Genomic DNA, 17,432 nt, shown 5'->3' with positions numbered 1-17,432 from the left:
TCCGCACGCTCGGATGGAAGCAAAACTATGTCAAGTTTTAAGCGATTCCCTACATCTGTCCGCTATCTGATAGCGCGGTTGCGCCACTGGATGCAACCAGCGGTTTGGGCACCGCTAACCGTGCTGTGTGCGGGGGGGTTATTTATCTGGGAAGTGTCCGTACATCCAGACAGGTTGAGCATAGATGGCGAAGAAGTAGCAGCCTCAAACAATCCAGCTTCGCTCCCGGGGCTGTCTGCTGAGGATAGCGCCATTGCGGCTGAAATCGACAGCTTACCGGTGCTAGTCAATCAGTTCAATAGCTCTAATTCGGAACAGAAGTTGTTAAATTCATCAGTAGTCAAAGGCAAAGGTTTATTCGACGAAATTCGCGCTGGCGGCGAGGAAATTCCGCAGCTATCTTCAGCCCCCAATCCTGCGACGCGCAGCAGATTTTTGCCCTTGCCAAATTTAGCAAATCCTGCTGTCGGGGCTGCAAACAATAACCCCCAAAATTCCAGCTTGCCAAGTTCAAACGCGATATCAGCTCCCAGTTTATCTGGCAGTGGGGGACTGATTTCCGGGATAAAAACGATCGAGCCTGAGTCTGGGAGTACAGCGACAGCAACTTTATCCCAGGCGTCGAGCGGTGCTAATTCAGGCAAACAAAACGAAAATCCTCTGCCTTTGAGTCCGCTGCAAGCAGCTATGAAAAAATACGTCCCGGCTAACACTTCGCCAACGGCGGCTCAGAAAACTGCAAACTCAGTTCAATTGCTCGATCGACCGGCTTCCACTTCTGCTGGGGCAAATCCGGCAAATTCGCTCCCAACGACGACTACAGCTCAAGCTGGAGCAAATCCTGTGAATGTTCCCGAAGCACTTCCCTCACCTTTGGCTCCCACAAATACTATTATCAGCGAATCTCAACAATTCTTAAACCCGGCAGCTACAGCCCCTGAATCATTTTCCGGGTTAAATTCCAGAGTACCGAGCCTCCCGGAAATTAATGCCAGCCCTGCGACTGTAGCTTTGCCAAAAAATCCCTACCAAACTAATTTGTCCGGTTCCGGCTTGACACCGGAAGCTGCATCAGGGGCACTTCCAGTCGCCACACCTTCGCCAATACTGCTACTTCCCTCCCCCGGGAGGAATGGGATTGGCCCAAGCAAGATAATTAGCCCTCAATTCTCTCCCAATTCAGCGAATTCTCAGTTTCAAACACCTCAATCGAGTCAGCTCAATTTACCGGGCGGGCCGAACTTTGGAGCGGTTCCCCAAAACACCGATCGGGGCGGGCAGCCAATTCAACCGCAACCTTTTTCTACACCCCGCTCCCTGACTCCGGGACGCTACATTGGCGGCGGCGAAATCAATACTTTTTCTAATCCTTAAAGGAAGGAAGTTCGGCAACAAAAACGATACAGCACTTTTGGTGGTAAGTAAGGTACATAGCCCTTGTAGGGACACCGCACTCGGGCCGTGTCCCTAGGGGGATCGATCGGTGTACTTCATAAACTTGCAATCTGCTATAGCGGTTCTCAATAAAATGAGGTACACACCGCTCGCAACTGATGCCCACGGAACCCTATGCCCTATTCCCTATGCCCTATGCCCTATGCCCGCGAGATCACCTCATGTTACTGAGAAAGGCTATATATTACCAATTACTCATTCCCAATTACCCATTCCCAATGTTATTGGTAAAACTTACCTAGAGGCGGCCCGCGCCAACAACAATCCCCCGATTCCCAAGCCAAACATTATCGGCAGCCAAGCCGACAGAATCGGAGTCAAAACAGCTTTCACGCCCATAGAACTGGTGATGAAAGAAAATACATAGTAAGTAAAAATCACAACTACGCTAATACCAAAACTCGTTCCTCTGCCGGAGCGGCGCGGTTGAGTTCCCAAAGCTGCTCCCACTAAACCAAATACCATGCACACGAAAGGAAAAGCATATTTTTCTTGAATTCGCACCTTTAATTTGCGAATTTGCGGCTCGTCGCCGCTGTTCTTAATGATATCCAAACGCTCAGACGCTTGGGCAATGTTCATTTCCTTGAAATCCCGCACTCTCGCAGCTAAATCTAAAGGTGTGCGGGGGAGCTGCAACTGCTGGTGTTGAAACCTAACTATATTGCGGTAAGAGCCATCAGGAGCTACTATATAAGCGGTTCCGTTGAAAAAATCCCAGGTGTTTTCTGAGGGATTCCAAGTAGCTGATTCTGAAGAAACGATTTGATTGAGGCCTGGGGTGGAGCGATCGATAATTGTTAAACCTTTCATTCGCTGACCGTCAAATTGTTCTGCATAAAAAAAGCGGGCCAGGGTTTCGTCGCCGCCTTTTTCTGGTTTGCGAAATTCTGTGTAGATAATATTTCTATCTTGAAATGTGGGTTTTTCTCGCTTCATGGCTCTGTCTAAAGTCACAGTAGCTCTGTAGCTGGCGGCGGGTACGACTAACTCTTGCAAACCAAAGGTGAAGCCGGCAACAATTAAACTCATAATCACTGCGGGCAGTATTAATCGGTAAACGCTAACTCCGCAACTGCGGAGGGCGATGAGTTCGCTGTCGCTGGACATTCGGCTGTAGGCCATTAAGGTTGCTAGCAGCATTGACATCGGGAAAGCCAATACTACGAAGTACGGAATTTGCAGCAGAAAAATTTCTAGGGCGGCGCCGTAGGGGAGACCAGATTCTGCTACTCGGCGTACTAATTCAAATAAGGCTCCCACTGTGACGGCGACGGATGTAAAGAGCCCGACGCCAAATAGAAATGGGCCGATTAGTTCTTTGGTAATATACCAGTCCATTACCGAAATTCTCGGCAGCCAGTTGATGGGATTGAAAGATTTGGATATTGCTATTTTCATACTTTGAGGTTTTTGCAGTTTGCTCTTAAAGCTAAAATTAAAATTCTAAATTCTCAAATTCTGCTTTCTGGTTTTAAAAGACTATCGCACGAAGTTATCACCTAAGTAATACTGCCGCACTAAAGGATTGCTGTAGAGTTCTTCTTCAGCCCCGGAGGCTAAAATTTGGCCGTCTCGCATGATGTAGGCTCGATCGGTAATTTCGAGGGTTTCTCGGACGTTGTGATCGGTGATGAGGATGCCGATTTTGCGATCGCGCAGTTTGGCAATAATGGTTTGAATTTCGTCTACGGCGATCGGATCGACGCCTGCAAACGGTTCGTCTAAAAATAGGAACATCGGCCCGTCTCGCCCAGCGGCTAAGGCTCTCGCCAGTTCAGTCCGCCGCCTTTCTCCCCCCGAGATTTGAATTCCCAAACTAGATGCTATTTTTTCTAAGCGAAATTCTTGCAACAGGAAATCGACTCGCTCTTTCCATTCCCAGCGCGGCACTTGAGTTTGTTCTAGGACTAACAAAATGTTGTCGCGCACGCTCATGTTGCGAAAAATGCTTGCTTCTTGAGCGAGATAGCCTATTCCTAAATGCGCTCGCTTGTGCATCGGCAATTTAGTGATGTCTAAATCGTTGAGCCAAACGGTGCCTTGATTGGGTTTTTCTAATCCGGTTGCTATGTAAAATGTTGTGGTTTTGCCGGCACCGTTGGGGCCGAGGAGTCCTACGATTTCTCCTTGGGCTACGGAAAGGTTGACGCGACTGACTACATGGCGTTTTCCGTAGGATTTGTGAATATTTTCGAGTACAATTTTCATTCTCGCTTCGGCAACCTCTACAAGCTAAATTTCAGACTGCGGGCTTGTGCGATCGAGTCTCTAATTTAAATTTTACCTTTTCAAGTTTGTGAGTTTTATAAAGACGAAATTTCGCATCTATCCCAAGTAGTATGTTTTGGCTGAGGCGAAATTTCGCTGCTGCAAGCCGCTGTTACCGGGGGGCTGTAGTTGGACGTTGGGAGCCAACTGCATTTTGGGCTGCTGAATCTTGTTCCGGGGCAACCAGATAGACCGATTCTACCTGTCCTGGGTTGTCTGGCAGGGCAATAAACCGCCCTTCGTCGATCAGGTATGTGATGGTTTCGCCGCGCAGGCTGTTGCCCTGCTGCAATACATAAACGTCTCCGCTGAGAATAATCCGGCGCTCGCGGCTGAAGTATTGAGCTTGAGCTGCGGTTGCTTGTATTTGGCGGGCTGGATAGTTGATTTGGACGTTGCCGCGGGCTGTCACGATGCCGGTTTTGGAGTCGGCTTCTTGAATGTCCGATCGCACGGAAAGAGTGCGGGGCGGTCCGACTTGCGGGTAGGTGGGAGAGGCGATCGCACCTGCCAGAGTGAGGGGCAAAAGCAGCGATAATCCTTTGAATATTCGGGAATTGAGTAGTTTAGCGGAGGGCATCATAAGCTTGGAGCCTCAAAATTTGTGAAATTGCTGAAGGGCACGATCTCCAGTTAGGTATTTTATCTTAACGGCCAGAAAGATTCCCGTGAGGTCGATCGATTGACCCGAGAGTCTCAACCAATTATCCTAGCAAGACAACAGCGAATTTAATTGGTTATTTTGCTGAGTGGCTGGAACTGTCTTAACCGCGAACGGGCAAGATGCTCGTTCCACAGCAAATAAATCTGCTTGTGAAGCGGGCCAGAAAGCCAGCCCTCCTCGGTGTAGAGGCCAAGTTTGCTGCACACCCTAATACAAAAATTTATTTAACCTTTATTTAACTTTTGGGTACTTTGATAATTCGCGGCAATTGCAAGCCTGCAACTTCTGTACCTGCGAACAACGGTACAAATTTAGCTACTGCTTCCGGGCCGGCTTGTTGCAAAGCGCTCAAAAGTTTAGCACTTTGTCCGAGCAAGTCTTCAACAGCAATTCCGACATAACTCGGCTGATAATAACTGAGCCGATTTATTCCTTCTCCCAGCAAGATTACTGCACCGCGCCAGTTTTGATTTTCTAAGTGATAAAGCGCGACGGCAATTTGCAATATTCCCTGATAAAATCTTTTTTCCGGCTCGCCAGCTTCCATCCACAAAGCCTCTAAAGTATCGTGACAAGCGTAAAAATCTTGGCTGTTAAACTGTTCGATACCTTGCCAAAACTCGATCGGCATTTCCTCTGTCATTCGATTGAAGATTGGGGAATTTTGGATTGGGGATGCGTGTTTGAGTAGGCGGCGATCGTTTTTTCAATAGCTAAGTCTTAAAAATAGGAAAAATAACGACTTGTTTTCAAAACTGCTACCAATTAATGACCGCCTACTTAACCGATTACATAGTCTCTCTGACAGCTTGAATCTGATCCATTCCTATTTCCTGATTAGTTCCAGCGAAATCGTTATCTGGTGTGAGAAATAACATACAGTGACACTCTTTGCGCTCGCGCATGGGAATGCAGGGACAGTTCCAGTAGGCGGCTTTTACTTCGGCTTCTTTATCTTCGTAATGGCGACAAGGGCATAAGGGAGCGCCTAGTTCATCCTTGTGTTTTGCTAGTCCTTCTATCACGACAGCAGTGACGGAAGGCTCGGAACAAAAGTAAGTTCCGGTGCGCTTGGCGTAGGTTTCGGAGAAATTCTTCATCGCCTCCAAAGTTTTTTCGTTGGAGAGTTTAGATTTTTCTGTTGTGTTCATAGTTCAGGATCGGAGTTGAGGATGCTACGAGCTTTTAACAATTGTACCGCAGAATGTGATTTTAAACACTTGTATGTTTCTGTTTACTTACAAGGAGAAAAATCTTGACAAAAATTTAGTTTTAGGTTGTCGGTTTTGTAGTGATTTTTCTGTATCGCTCACAGGGAGGGAAACTGGCGGCACACCCGGTTTTTGGAGCAGCCAAAAGATTGGGGCGATCGATCGCCCTCAAAAATCATCCCCCAAAGGGGATACAAATCCGATAAAATATCAAAGCGCTGTCCCTGTTTCTGGCATCTCATGGCAACTTCCCCGCACCCCACCCTCCGCAAAAAATCTCCTTCCTCTGGGCTGATTTGGCCCGCTGACACCGAGTTAGTCGGATTAGTGTTTGAATTGACCCCCCGTACTGCTAGCTATCTGTACGCGCAGTATGCTATAGGTTTGCACGCTTGGTTTTTAGGTCAAGTGCAGCAAAGTGACCCGGATTTATCGCAACTTCTGCACGGCGAGCAGTCAGAAAAAGCTTTTACTATCTCGGGATTGGAAGGTGATTTGCGAGCAGGCGGCAAAGAATTTCAACTTTTGGGCGATCGAATTTATCGCTGGTACGTAACAGGAATTTCCAAGCGAGTAGTGCAGTGGCTGAGTCAGTGGCTGCAAAATTTGCCCCAAGAGATAGATTTGCGAAATGCTCCGCTGCTAATTCGCTCTTGGGATATTGCTTTTGCTCCCACAACTTACCAGCAATTACTAACAGCAGAACCCCCATTATCGCCAACTGTAAAACTTAGTTTTGTGACTCCTACAAGCTTTCGCAGCAAAAGCCATCACTTCCCCCTGCCAGTTCCAGAAAATGTTTTTCACAGCTATTTGCGCCGCTGGAATAACTTTTCGGGGGTAAATTTTGACCAATCAGAATTTCTGAATTGGATTGATGAAAATGTAATTATTAGTCGCCACAAATTGGAGTCGCAAAAGGTAGCGGCGGGCAAAAAAGGCATGGTAACGGGATTCACTGGGGCTGTGGAATTTGGGCTAGGGCGATCGGCCGCATTGCGCCCTGATTTTGTACAATTATTTTATGCTTTAGGGCGATTAGCGCCTTACTGCGGCACGGGGCACAAAACAACTTTTGGATTGGGACAAACGCGATCGCAATGGTTGACAGAAGCGCTTCCCGAAGTGTCGATACAAAGCATATTGGCGGCGCGCATAGATGAATTGACGGAAAAGTTTATGGCGCACAGAAAGCGTACAGGTGGGAGTCGCGCTGCTGAGATTACTGAAACTTGGGCGACGATTTTGGCGCGCCGGGAATTGGGGGAATCTTTGTTTGATATTGCTGCTGATTTGGAAATGCCTTATGAAACTGTGAAAACTTACGTGAAGTTGGCAAGAAGGGCTTTGAAAGTGGAGAATTAGCGCGAATTAGTTGACAGTTGACAGTTAACAGTTAACCGTTACAGCGTATTCCAGGTTTGTGAAGTGTAGGGACACGGCAGTGCCGTGTCCCTACGGGGAAGCTCACGATAGGCGGGTGTACTTCATAAATGTGGAATATGCTGTAACTACTGACTGCTGACTACTGACTGATGACTACTAACTAATGACTCTTAGTAAATAGATATATGTCGTCTCGCTGATATTTTAGTTGAAATTGAGGGGTATTTTTTAGTTTAGTTATTAGGTTATCGACAAAAGCTCGATCGCTCATCCAGCCGGGATAGCGCTGGTTCAGCAATACATACTCAAATTCTGCGAGATTTGCAGGCGGCGCGTGAGCCTGAGTTAATTTTACTACAGGGCGGTGCGTTAAGTGCGGAGCAATGTGAGAAGTTGTTAAAACACTGCCTTTTGTGTTGACGAGAGCGAGGGCTTCTCTGGTAGCTGGCAAAGTGTCGAGCGAATCTAAATAAATAGTCCAAAAATAGCCGTATTTCGCTAAAGCTAAGAAACAAATCAACGACCAAATTAAAATAACTCTAGGCAATGGATAATTAGAAATTGACAATGTATCAAATATTGTTTTTCCTTTTTGCTGATTACTAGCTGCTAAACTGGAAATTACTGCAACCAACAAAAATGGCAATATTGGAAGAGAATATTGATGAATCAAATCTCGCTGAGCGGGGATATCGGAAAGAATATTCATCGCCAACATCGGCACAGCACTAATTAAAGGCGTCAGGTGGCGCGGCGAAAGCCACAAAATTACAGGCAATATCAATAATGCTAAATATTCAAAAGTATCAAATGAAAATAAACGCCCTAAAACTAGATTTGGTTTCAATATTAAATTAAGAGCTATTCCTAAAACAGAATGACCCAAATATCCATAGCGCCCGATTCCCGCGTGTTCTCTTCCCTGATTAAAATACGGTATAACTGCCTGAGTAGCTACTAGGAACCAACCCGCGCCGAGAAATAGAGCTATGAGTCCGCAATTGCGTTTTTTGTCAAAACACAACAGCCACAATCCCATCGCAGCCACAGTTAGAGATAGCACGGCTTTGCAGCTCAAAACTAATACAATAGCAGCACAAAACCACAAGGTTTTATTGAGTCTGGCGGCTAAGATTGCTGCTAGCAGTGCTGGTAAAGCAATTACTTCGGGGTGGAAGTCGAAGAGATTGACATTAAATACTAATGGATAGAGGAGGTAAATACAGGCGATCGCTCGAGATATGCTATTATTTAATCCGGCTTGACGCGCCAAACTCCAAACTGGCAAAGCACCCAATGCTAGGGAAACTGCTTGCACTAACAACAGCCAATGAACGTCGGGATATATTTTGTAAAGCAAAGCCACAGGATACATCACCCAAGCGGCATGATTTCCCATGTGGTGAATTTCGAGAAATGAGGAAAATGGCGTTTGTCCCTGACCGATCAAATAGGCTACTTGGTCGTAAATTCCTAGTTCAAAAGCGTTGGATTCAAACAAAGCGTGCCGTATACTGCTGCAAAGGAAAAATATTAGAGATAAAAGGGCGATCGGCCAAATTACTGGATAATATTTTAGATGCTTAAAATGGTTTAGTTTATTCATTGCTACTACTTATTTGCGGATTTTTTGAAACAACCAAACATCGTCTTGCTGATAACTTATTTTAAACAAAGGAGATTGTTTAAGTTGAGCACCTATACTAGCAGCAGTATCCGCAGTATCGTGCCAAGGATGGCGCAAATTTAGCAGTATGTACTCAAATTCATTCAAACTTTGTCCGTTGGCAACTTGATGCAGCAATTTAATTGTTGAACGGTGGGCGAGATGAGTTGCTAGGAAATTATCTGTTAAAATATTGCCTTTAGTTTGCACGAGATTAATCGCCTGTCGCGTTGCTTGCCAAGTATCCATCGAGTCTAAATAAACAGTCCAAAAATAGCCGTACTTAGCCAAAACTAAAAAGGTTAAGATCGACCACAAAATCAACAATTTTGACAATAAAGAATTGGCGAATAGCCATCTTCCCCATCTCGAACTGCGGTGCAGCCAAATGCGGTGATTCCAGATATGTTGAAGAGAAATGCGATGCCAAATTTTATGAATCCAGCCGCGACGATTCCAGACATAATTAGTTGCGTTTTTCCGAAAGTTGGAGCCTCTGGTTTGTCTGTCTGCTAGCGTAGAAATTACGGCAGTTAACACAAACGGAAATATCGGCACAGAATACTGGTGAATCAAATCTCGTTGAGCCTCAATATCCGACAGAATATTCATCATTAGCATGGGTAAAGCACCAATTAACGGCGCGAGATGTCGCGGGGAAAGCCACCAAATTGCAGGCAAAAATAACAAAATCAAATATTCCAAAGTATCTGCCGAAAAAATCCGGCTTCCTACTAGATGAGGTTTCAGAATTAAGTTTATCGCAATTTCAAAAACTGAGTTTCCCAAATAATGATATCGCCCGACACCTGCGTGTTGCTTGCCCTGATTAAAATACGGTACAATGGTTTGAGTTGCAATCAAAAACCAAGCGGCACCGATAAATATAGCGATGAGTCCGCACCTGCGCGTTTTTTCAAATAAAAACAGCCAGATACCCATCATCAAAACTGTCAACGATAGGACGGCTTTGCAGCTTAAAATTAATACGATCGCGGTACAAAACCACAATATTTTATCAAGTCTAGCTGCTAAGATTGCTGCTAAGATTGCGGGTAAGGCAATTACTTCGGGGTGGAAGTCAAAAAGATTGACATTAAATACTGCGGGATAAAGCAGATAGACTGCTGCAATTGCTATTGCTTTTGGTTCGTTTAATCCCGCTTGACGTGCTAAACTCCAACTAGGCCAAGCACCTAACGCTAGGGAAACAGCTTGCACTAATAAAAGCCAGTGAACATCTGGATATATTTTGTAAAGTAAAGCTAGCGGATAGAAAATAAAGGCTGCGTGGTCGCCTAAAATATTGATGGCCATCAATGAGGAAAATGGGGTTTGATTTTGAGAGATTAAGTAAACTGCTTGGTCAAAAATTGCTAAGTCGAATGCAGTTGAATGAAACAAAGCGTGCCGCGCGCTGCTGGCGGTAAATAAGACTATCGTTGTCACGACAATTATTAAAAATACTGGATGAGATTTGAGGGATTTTAAAGTTAACATTTTATTGTTTAATCAGCGATTCGTTTAAATAGCAGAACTTCGTTTTTTTGATAAGTTAATTTAAAATCGGGAGAGTTTTTAAGTTTATTTGCTAAGGTATCACCAAGTTTTTCAGTATCAGGCCAGGGATGGCGTAGGTTTAATAATATGTATTGAAATTCAGCTAAATTTGTTTGGGGCGAAATTTGTGAAAGCAATTTTACTACTGGGCGGTGGGCAAAGTGAGGGGCAAGTCTATTATCTGTTAAAATACTGCTTTGCGGTTGAACTTGTGCGACTGCTTGGCGTGTAGCTTGCCAGGTATCTAGTCTATTTAGGTACAGATAAAAATCTTTATATTCGCCCAGAAATATGAAAATTATTAACGACCAAATTATCATGATTCTCGGCAATTGAATTCCCAGCAATAGTTGAGGAAGTCGGAAATTTTTAAATGGTAATTTTTCCAATTTGCTCTGTGTAAATTTTGGCAAATTTACAGATGTAAAAAACTGTTGCTTATTTGCTTTATCCTCTTCCTTATTTCCTCTTGCTTCTTCCCTCTTCCTTGTTTCTTCCTTGGCGATTGCTGCTAAAAATAAAAATGGAATTACAGGCACTGAATACTGATAGGCTAAACTGCGTTGAAATGGCAAGTCGGAGAGGATATTGATGAGCAGGGTAGGGATGGCAGGAATTAGCGCTGTTAAATATCGCAGCCCTATTTTGCGGGAGAATGGCAATAGCACCCAAATCACAGGTAAGGTGAGGATAAATAAATATTTGAATGTATCGAAGGAAAGGATTTTTCCTAATACTAACTGTGGTTTTAAGATGAGATTGATGGCAATTTCTAGTACGGATTTGCCTAAATAGCTGTAGCGCCCGACTCCAGCGACTTCGCTGCCGCTAAAGAAGGGGATTATTTTCTGGGAAGCTATCAAAAACCAAGCTGCACCGAGCAAAAGTCCGATCGCCCCGCACCGTTGCTTTTTTTCGCAAAAAAACAGCCATAAACCCATAGCAGCAACGGTTAGAGACAAAACCGCCTTGCAACTCAAAACTAACAGAATAGCGGTACAAAACCACACAATTTTATTTAAACGCGCAGCCAAAATTGCTGCCAAAAGTGCGGGTAAAGCGATTACTTCCGGGTGAAAATCAAATAAATTGATGTTAAATACCACCGGATAGAGCAAATAAATCAATGCGATCGCACGGGATTGTTCTTGATTCAAACCGGCCAAACGCGCTAAACTCCAGCTAGGCAAAGCCCCCAGGGATAATGCAACTGCTTGTACCAACAGCAGCCAATGCACATCCGGGTAGATTTTGTACAGCAAAGCTAGCGGATAATAGATTACCGCTGCGTGATCGCCCAAAATATGAATCCCCATCAAAGAAGAAAAAGGCGTTTGGTTTTGGCTGATGAGGTAAATTGCTTGGTCAAAAATTCCCAAATCGAAAGCAGTTGATTGGAATAAAGCGTGCCGTAAACTGCTACACAAAAAGAAAATTGCCGCAGCAGCAGCGATCGCCCAAACCAAACTCGACGGTAGCTGCGATCGACCTTCCTCTCTATTTTCCGCGATCGAGACGCTGATGTCCTCACTGGAATCAGGAAAATTTTCCGCATTCTGCATGAAATCTGGCACTAACTGACCACTCAAAATATGATTACCTCGAATGTGCTTTCCACACAATAGTTAACCGCTAATTTTAATCCCCGCAATCGTAATATTAGAATAGCCCACAAAACATTAAACAATTGTGAAAGCAATAACTCTTCTCGGCTCCACAGGCTCCATCGGCACTCAAACTCTGGATATTGTAGCTCAGTACCCCGAGCGATTTCGGATTGTCGGGTTAACCGCAGGACGAAATGTAACGTTGCTGGCACAGCAAATCCGCCAGTTTCGACCGGAAATTGTCGCGATTTGCGACGAAGATAAATTACAGGAATTGCAAGGGGCGATCGCAGATATCGACCCTCAACCTATTTTACTTGCGGGCGAGTCAGGCGTTGTCGAAGTTGCCAAATACGGCGACGCTCAAGCCGTCGTCACTGGCATAGTTGGCTGTGCTGGTTTGCTGTCAACAATTGCGGCAATTGAAGCAGGCAAAGATATCGCCTTAGCCAATAAAGAAACATTAATCGCAGGCGGCCCCGTTGTCAACCCCTTAATCGAAAAATACGGCGTTAAAATATTACCGGCAGACTCGGAACATTCGGCAATTTTTCAGTGTCTGCAAGGCTTACCTGCTGGAGGTTTGCGGCGAATTATTCTCACAGCTTCGGGCGGTTCTTTTCGAGATTTGCCGATCGACAAATTAGCAGAAGTAACAGTAGCAGATGCTTTGAAACATCCAAATTGGTCGATGGGGCAGAAAATCACGATTGATTCTGCTACTTTGATGAATAAAGGATTAGAAGTAATTGAGGCTCATTACTTGTTCGGAATGGATTATGACGATATTGATATTGTCATCCATCCCCAGAGCATAATTCACTCGTTAATTGAGCTGCAAGATACCTCTGTTTTGGCGCAGTTGGGCTGGCCGGATATGCGGTTGCCGCTGCTTTATGCTTTGTCTTGGCCGGATCGAATTCCTACAGATTGGCCGCGGCTGGATTTGGTAAAATCTGGGGATTTGACTTTCCGAGAACCAGACCACGAAAAGTATCCCTGTATGCAGTTGGCTTATGCGGCGGGACGTGCGGGCGGTTCGATGCCTGCGGTGCTGAATGCGGCAAACGAACAGGCAGTAGCGCTATTTTTGGAGGAAAAAATCCAGTTTTTGGATATTCCGAAATTGATTGAGAAGGTGTGCGATAAACATCAAATCGATAACTGTGAAAGTCCGGTTTTAGACGATATTTTGGCGGCGGATCGGTGGGCGCGACAGGAAGTTTTGGCAAAAAGTATGGAATTGGGCGATCGTATTCTTTCGGTTCGCTAATTGCAATCAGCAGACTTGCACTTACCCACAAGAGGGCCGGGAATTAATTCCCCGTCTCATAGCTAAATTTGGTTGCAATTGAGATATTGCACAATTTTCAATAAGGCTTTTATGAACGGGCAAGATGCCCGTTCCACAAAGAATGAATTTCTTGTGGAACAGGCATCTTGCCTGTTGCTGACAATGCTACAACATCTCAGTTGAAACCGACTGCCAAACCTTAATCGATATTCAGTCCTCTTTCAGAGGACTTTAGCTATTAGACAGGGGTTTTTAACCCCTGGCGGACTATGCCAAAAAGTGCAAAATATCAGTTAAAACCAAATCAAAGTTTTGCCATCTCATTCTTCAATCCCTTGATAAAATAGAGCTATGAGTCCCATCCCTAGAAGCAACCGATGCAAACTGAAACCAAATCAACAGTATTTGAACTGAATCAACTAATTGTCCCCCCCGGCAATAAAGTGCAGTTACAAAACGTTAGCTGGGAAATGTACGAATCTATCCTAGAAGAGTTAGGAGAAGGTTACGCCATTCGACTTACTTATTACAAAGAAACACTGGAAATTAGGATGCCGCTACCCAAACATGAAAAAGCTAAGTCATTGATTGGCGACTTCGTTAAGTTACTGCTGGAAGAACTTAATATTGATTGTGAAGTTTTAGGTTCCACTACCTTCAAAAGTAAAGAAATGCAGAGCGGCGTAGAACCTGACGATTGTTTCTACATTCAGAACCAAGCTGGTGTCAGAGGCAAAGATCGAATAGATTTAACAGTAGACCCGCCTCCCGATTTAGCGATCGAGATTGACAACTCTTCACAAACCGCTTTAAACAGCTATCAAGCTTTGAAAGTGCCGGAACTTTGGAGATATGACGGGCGAACCCTGAAAATCTATCTGCTTCAAGAGGGAAAATATACTGAGTCCGATACTAGCCCAAATTTCCCCGACTTTCCCATTATTGATGTAATTCCCGAATATGTCGATCGCGCTAACACCCAAGGCAGAAGCCCGACAATCAGAGCATTTCGAGCTTGGGCTAAAGAGCAACTACAAATCAAAGACTCCTAGGGGCTGGTTTTACTAATTTTTGACTTTCGCCGCCAAATCAGCCGCACTCATCTTTTCGTACATTTCAAAAGGTTGGTGAATCCAAGGATTATCGGTCAAATAATCTACATAATAATCCGGCTTTGCAACAGAACAAGCCTTGTACCAAAGCACAGCAGTCCGAATTTCCTGAATATCCTCTCCGTAGCGGTTCTTCAGCCAAGCGATACCTTGCTCCAAACTAATTCCCGAATCCACCAAATCGTCAACCAGGAGAATGCGACTGCCCAAATTATCGCCCACCATTGTCAAATCGCGGGCAAACTCGATCGCACCCCGGACTTTCCCCTCCGCCCCAGTGTATGACGAGGCCGCTAAAATCGCCAATGGTTTGTCGAAAATCCGCGACAGAGTATCGCCCACCCGCAGTCCTCCCCTCGCCAGACAGATAATGCGATCGAATTTCCACTGAGATCCATCAATTTTTACTGCCAAATCCTCAATTTTTCGATGGTACTCAGACCAAGAAATGTAAAGGTCGCTCATGCCTAATATTATTGAAATATCAAAGACATTATTAAATATTTTGGGGAAAATGACATGGATGCAGATGAACTTCTCAGACGGTATGCAGCCGGAGAACGGGTTTTTCACAAAGTAGACCTGGGCGGGGCCAATATGTCAAGGACAAATTTGCGCGATATTGACCTGAGTCAAGCTAGTTTAAAGGGTGCAAGTGCGATCGGTCTCATCCTCTACAGAGCCAATCTGTATCAAGCAGATATCAGCCAAGCCAACCTCTCCCAAGCCAACCTCATGTCCGCTAATTTCGGCGAATGCGAGGCGGTGGGAGCGAACTTGAGCGGAGCCATCTTGCGGAGTGTGGTGTTCAGCGGGGCCGATTTAACCGGGGCGAGTCTGAGAGGTGCAGACATGAGAGATGCAAACCTTCAGCGGGCAATTCTGATGCAAGTTTATGCAGTTAACGTTAACTTGCAAGGTGCCAACTTGACAGAAGTAAAACTTTGCGGAATCAACCTCAGCAAAGCAAATTTAACCGACGCCAACTTAACACAAGCTGACCTCAGCGATGCTAATCTAACTCAAGCAAATCTGAGTTGGGCAAATTTGACCGAAGCAAATCTGGAAAAAGCGGATTTGAAGGGAGCCGATTTGAGCGGAGCTAACTTGAGCTGTGCAAATCTCCATCTAGCAGATTTGAGCGGAGTTTCTCTCAAGGGAGCAAATCTCCGGGGAGCAAACTTGCATCAAGCTTCTTTGCGCGGGACAAATTTGAATGAGGCGAATCTGAGAGATGCTATGATGCCAGACGGCAAAATCTCTGAGTAAATAAGTTGGCAAAACAGAAGTTAAAACCGCAGGGTGCTTGTATGGCACCCTATATTCAGCGTAATTGCTAATTTTTTTCAGGGAATTTAATTCTGCCTTCAGGCGACAGTGTATTTCAAAGAGGAACGGCAAAATTCTTGGTGCCACAGTTTAATCTACAACTTTCAGCCAGCCCCGGCGAACGGCGTGGAGCAAGCGGTTGATGGCTGTCTGATCTTCTTCGGTAAGACAGTCATTTAACAGTGCTGTCTTGAGCTGTTCTCGGTGAGTGGGAGTCAGCAGACCGGAGTGATATACCTGAAAGACTAGCTCTGCAATCGTAAATTGAGGTAAAAACGTTTGGGTCATCATTGGTTTGTTTATTAAACTCACTTTTGACAGTATTGACTGATTTCCCCAATGTTTATGTGATTTAACTACGCAATTATATGTGATCGATTCGGTCTTAATTGGTGATTTGTGTCAGCCGGAGTTGGGGATCGGATGTTTTCTCGCTCGCCCTGCAACTCGAAACACAAACTCCGTCCCAATTTCTCGCTTTTGGCCACTCCCAAATCTATACTTGTTGTCAAGAAACTATGACAAATAAATTAATATTTATCTATTATGTAGATGATTAATGACGGCTAATTAATGACTGCTAACTAAATCGATCGATTTAATTAAGTCTAAAAGTTTTACGCTGTTGAGACATCTGCCTTTGGTTGCATTTACCGAATGTCTTGGCGTGGTTTTTTTTCCGTGGATATACTTAATAACTGCTGACTACAGGCTACTGACTGCTGACTGCTTCAGATTAAAAATCCCGGCTTCTTCAAGAAACCGGGTTCGATCGAAACGATCGCCCCACAATTTTTTGGTGAGAGGGTTAATGGAGCGACACACTCACGGAAATCTGATTGCTTGCGAAGCTTTACAGGAAAGAAAGTAGAAATACCGATCTCAACTTCCTGTCTGAGGGAACTAATCGGAAATCTCGATCCATCCGCGACGGATGGCGTGAAGGAGGCGGTTGACTGCATCTCGGTCATCTTCGCACAGAGCGCTTTGGCATAGTGCGCGCAGTCCGTGGCTTTGAGAGCGAGTCAGATTGCCTGAATGGGTGACTTGATAGAATAGTTCAGCGATCGGGCGATCGGATTTTAAAGTCACAACTTGCATAAAATCTCGTTGAAATCAACTACTCTAATATAGATTTTTTGAGAACAGAGTAGGGTGATTGCCGTCAGCTAAGCTGTGCGATCGTTTTTGGCCAAACTTGTGACCGAAGTCTGCGATTATACGTGACATAATCACAGAGAACGAGAGACCTCGATCGCATTTGCTGTAATTGCCGCGATCGCCTCAAACTTTTACGAAACCTGGAAAACACCTGAGCGCAAGACTTTGAGCGCCCCGCGCCGCTGTTGTACGGGTGTGTCCGATCGACGACATCGCACACTCTGGATTCGGAGACTTGTGAAGCTTTGGGTTCTCGACACTTGCACCCTCCGGGCCCAAAATTGCGATCGGCGACTTGCACCCTGAGATACAATAATGATAAATTGTTCAATCCCATCTAGAGGCAGGTCAGTAAAACAATGATAATTATAGGTTACTTTTCGATTGCCGCGATCGTTTTTCTTGTTTGGTTCAAAAGTTTTTGGAACGATACTGCGACCTCTAAAAAAGACTTAATTTCTTGGATAGCCTTAGTAATCGGCCCTCTGTTTTGGCCTGTTGTTCTGCCCCTATCCCTTTTGCAAATTACCAGCAAAAAGTCGGTTGTACAACCAGCTAACGGCGAGCAAAAACTATAATAAATTGTACAAGTAACTGACTCAAACACAGTCGCTTATCTCGTCATAAATTAATTATGGTGCATCTCGTGGCAGCGAGTAAATTATCTTTTTTTAGGGTAAAAAAGCAGCTACAAGGTAGAATCACATAAAAAATAT

At 44.8% G+C, this 17,432-nt stretch carries 17 protein-coding genes; 5 read left to right on the top strand and 12 right to left on the bottom strand.

What is annotated here, in order from left to right; translation table 11 throughout:
* Positions 1-27 precede the first annotated feature (27 nt).
* On the top strand, positions 28-1,374 hold the full coding sequence (locus QUA02_RS00775; protein ID WP_333024497.1) for a hypothetical protein: 1,347 nt from the start codon (positions 28-30) through the stop codon (positions 1,372-1,374).
* Between the two features lie 315 nt (positions 1,375-1,689).
* Here the strand turns inward: QUA02_RS00775 and QUA02_RS00770 are convergent, their stop codons facing one another.
* The 6 genes from QUA02_RS00770 to QUA02_RS00745 form a co-directional block, all read right to left on the bottom strand.
* The gene (locus QUA02_RS00770) at positions 1,690-2,856 is read right to left on the bottom strand and encodes an LptF/LptG family permease (protein ID WP_333024496.1); all 1,167 of its coding nucleotides are present in this window, start codon (positions 2,854-2,856) and stop codon (positions 1,690-1,692) included.
* A gap of 81 nt (positions 2,857-2,937) precedes the next feature.
* Complete coding sequence (gene lptB / locus QUA02_RS00765; RefSeq protein WP_333024494.1) at positions 2,938-3,666, bottom strand: LPS export ABC transporter ATP-binding protein; 729 nt, start codon at positions 3,664-3,666, stop codon at positions 2,938-2,940.
* Between the two features lie 172 nt (positions 3,667-3,838).
* Entirely contained in the window at positions 3,839-4,309 is a 471-nt protein-coding gene (locus QUA02_RS00760) for an LptA/OstA family protein (RefSeq protein ID WP_333024493.1), read from the bottom strand.
* 316 nt (positions 4,310-4,625) lie between these two features.
* Positions 4,626-5,033 (bottom strand): DUF309 domain-containing protein, encoded by a 408-nt coding sequence (locus QUA02_RS00755; protein ID WP_333024491.1) that lies wholly within the window; start codon positions 5,031-5,033, stop codon positions 4,626-4,628.
* 145 nt (positions 5,034-5,178) lie between these two features.
* Entirely contained in the window at positions 5,179-5,541 is a 363-nt protein-coding gene (locus QUA02_RS00750; RefSeq protein ID WP_194012549.1) for a ferredoxin-thioredoxin reductase catalytic domain-containing protein, read from the bottom strand.
* Between the two features lie 158 nt (positions 5,542-5,699).
* Positions 5,700-5,843, bottom strand: a complete 144-nt coding sequence (locus tag QUA02_RS00745) for a hypothetical protein (RefSeq protein WP_333024490.1) — start codon at positions 5,841-5,843, stop codon at positions 5,700-5,702.
* On the opposite strand from QUA02_RS00745, the gene cas6 reads away from it, so the two are divergent.
* The gene (cas6, locus tag QUA02_RS00740) at positions 5,842-6,966 is read left to right on the top strand and encodes a CRISPR-associated endoribonuclease Cas6 (RefSeq protein ID WP_333024488.1); all 1,125 of its coding nucleotides are present in this window, start codon (positions 5,842-5,844) and stop codon (positions 6,964-6,966) included. The genes QUA02_RS00745 and cas6 overlap by 2 nt on opposite strands.
* A gap of 181 nt (positions 6,967-7,147) precedes the next feature.
* Here the strand turns inward: cas6 and QUA02_RS00735 are convergent, their stop codons facing one another.
* Genes QUA02_RS00735 through QUA02_RS00725 form a run of 3 tightly spaced genes read right to left on the bottom strand, consistent with a single transcriptional unit; the run spans position 7,148 to position 11,775 of the window.
* The gene (locus tag QUA02_RS00735; protein ID WP_333024487.1) at positions 7,148-8,593 is read right to left on the bottom strand and encodes a DUF2079 domain-containing protein; all 1,446 of its coding nucleotides are present in this window, start codon (positions 8,591-8,593) and stop codon (positions 7,148-7,150) included.
* A gap of 9 nt (positions 8,594-8,602) precedes the next feature.
* Positions 8,603-10,153 (bottom strand): DUF2079 domain-containing protein, encoded by a 1,551-nt coding sequence (locus tag QUA02_RS00730; protein WP_333024485.1) that lies wholly within the window; start codon positions 10,151-10,153, stop codon positions 8,603-8,605.
* Between the two features lie 8 nt (positions 10,154-10,161).
* Positions 10,162-11,775 carry a DUF2079 domain-containing protein gene (locus tag QUA02_RS00725; protein ID WP_333024542.1) on the bottom strand — a complete coding sequence of 538 codons (1,614 nt, stop codon included), beginning with the start codon at positions 11,773-11,775 and terminating at the stop codon, positions 10,162-10,164.
* Between the two features lie 127 nt (positions 11,776-11,902).
* Here QUA02_RS00725 and dxr point away from each other — a divergent pair, with 127 nt between their 5' ends.
* Both dxr and QUA02_RS00715 read left to right on the top strand, forming a co-directional pair.
* Positions 11,903-13,093, top strand: coding sequence for a 1-deoxy-D-xylulose-5-phosphate reductoisomerase (dxr, locus tag QUA02_RS00720; RefSeq protein WP_333024484.1), 1,191 nt, complete (start codon positions 11,903-11,905; stop codon positions 13,091-13,093).
* A gap of 398 nt (positions 13,094-13,491) precedes the next feature.
* Entirely contained in the window at positions 13,492-14,166 is a 675-nt protein-coding gene (locus tag QUA02_RS00715) for a Uma2 family endonuclease (protein ID WP_333024483.1), read from the top strand.
* Between the two features lie 12 nt (positions 14,167-14,178).
* On the opposite strand, the gene QUA02_RS00710 is transcribed toward QUA02_RS00715, so the two are convergent.
* Entirely contained in the window at positions 14,179-14,691 is a 513-nt protein-coding gene (locus tag QUA02_RS00710) for a phosphoribosyltransferase (RefSeq protein ID WP_333024481.1), read from the bottom strand.
* A 54-nt stretch (positions 14,692-14,745) separates the two neighbouring features.
* Between QUA02_RS00710 and QUA02_RS00705 the strand changes: the two genes are divergently transcribed.
* The gene (locus tag QUA02_RS00705) at positions 14,746-15,495 is read left to right on the top strand and encodes a pentapeptide repeat-containing protein (RefSeq protein WP_333024480.1); all 750 of its coding nucleotides are present in this window, start codon (positions 14,746-14,748) and stop codon (positions 15,493-15,495) included.
* Between the two features lie 150 nt (positions 15,496-15,645).
* Here the strand turns inward: QUA02_RS00705 and QUA02_RS00700 are convergent, their stop codons facing one another.
* Together QUA02_RS00700 and QUA02_RS00695 are read right to left on the bottom strand one after the other, a co-directional pair.
* On the bottom strand, positions 15,646-15,846 hold the full coding sequence (locus QUA02_RS00700) for a hypothetical protein (protein ID WP_333024479.1): 201 nt from the start codon (positions 15,844-15,846) through the stop codon (positions 15,646-15,648).
* A gap of 612 nt (positions 15,847-16,458) precedes the next feature.
* Positions 16,459-16,656, bottom strand: a complete 198-nt coding sequence (locus QUA02_RS00695; protein WP_333024478.1) for a hypothetical protein — start codon at positions 16,654-16,656, stop codon at positions 16,459-16,461.
* Positions 16,657-17,432 lie beyond the last annotated feature (776 nt).

The sequence above is a fragment of the Microcoleus pseudofavosus SVA1_A4 genome (assembly GCF_036700565.1).
Lineage (GTDB): Bacteria > Cyanobacteriota > Cyanobacteriia > Cyanobacteriales > Microcoleaceae > Microcoleus.
Note: the sequence above shows the minus strand (reverse complement) of the source record. Positions and strands in the feature narration are given on the sequence as shown.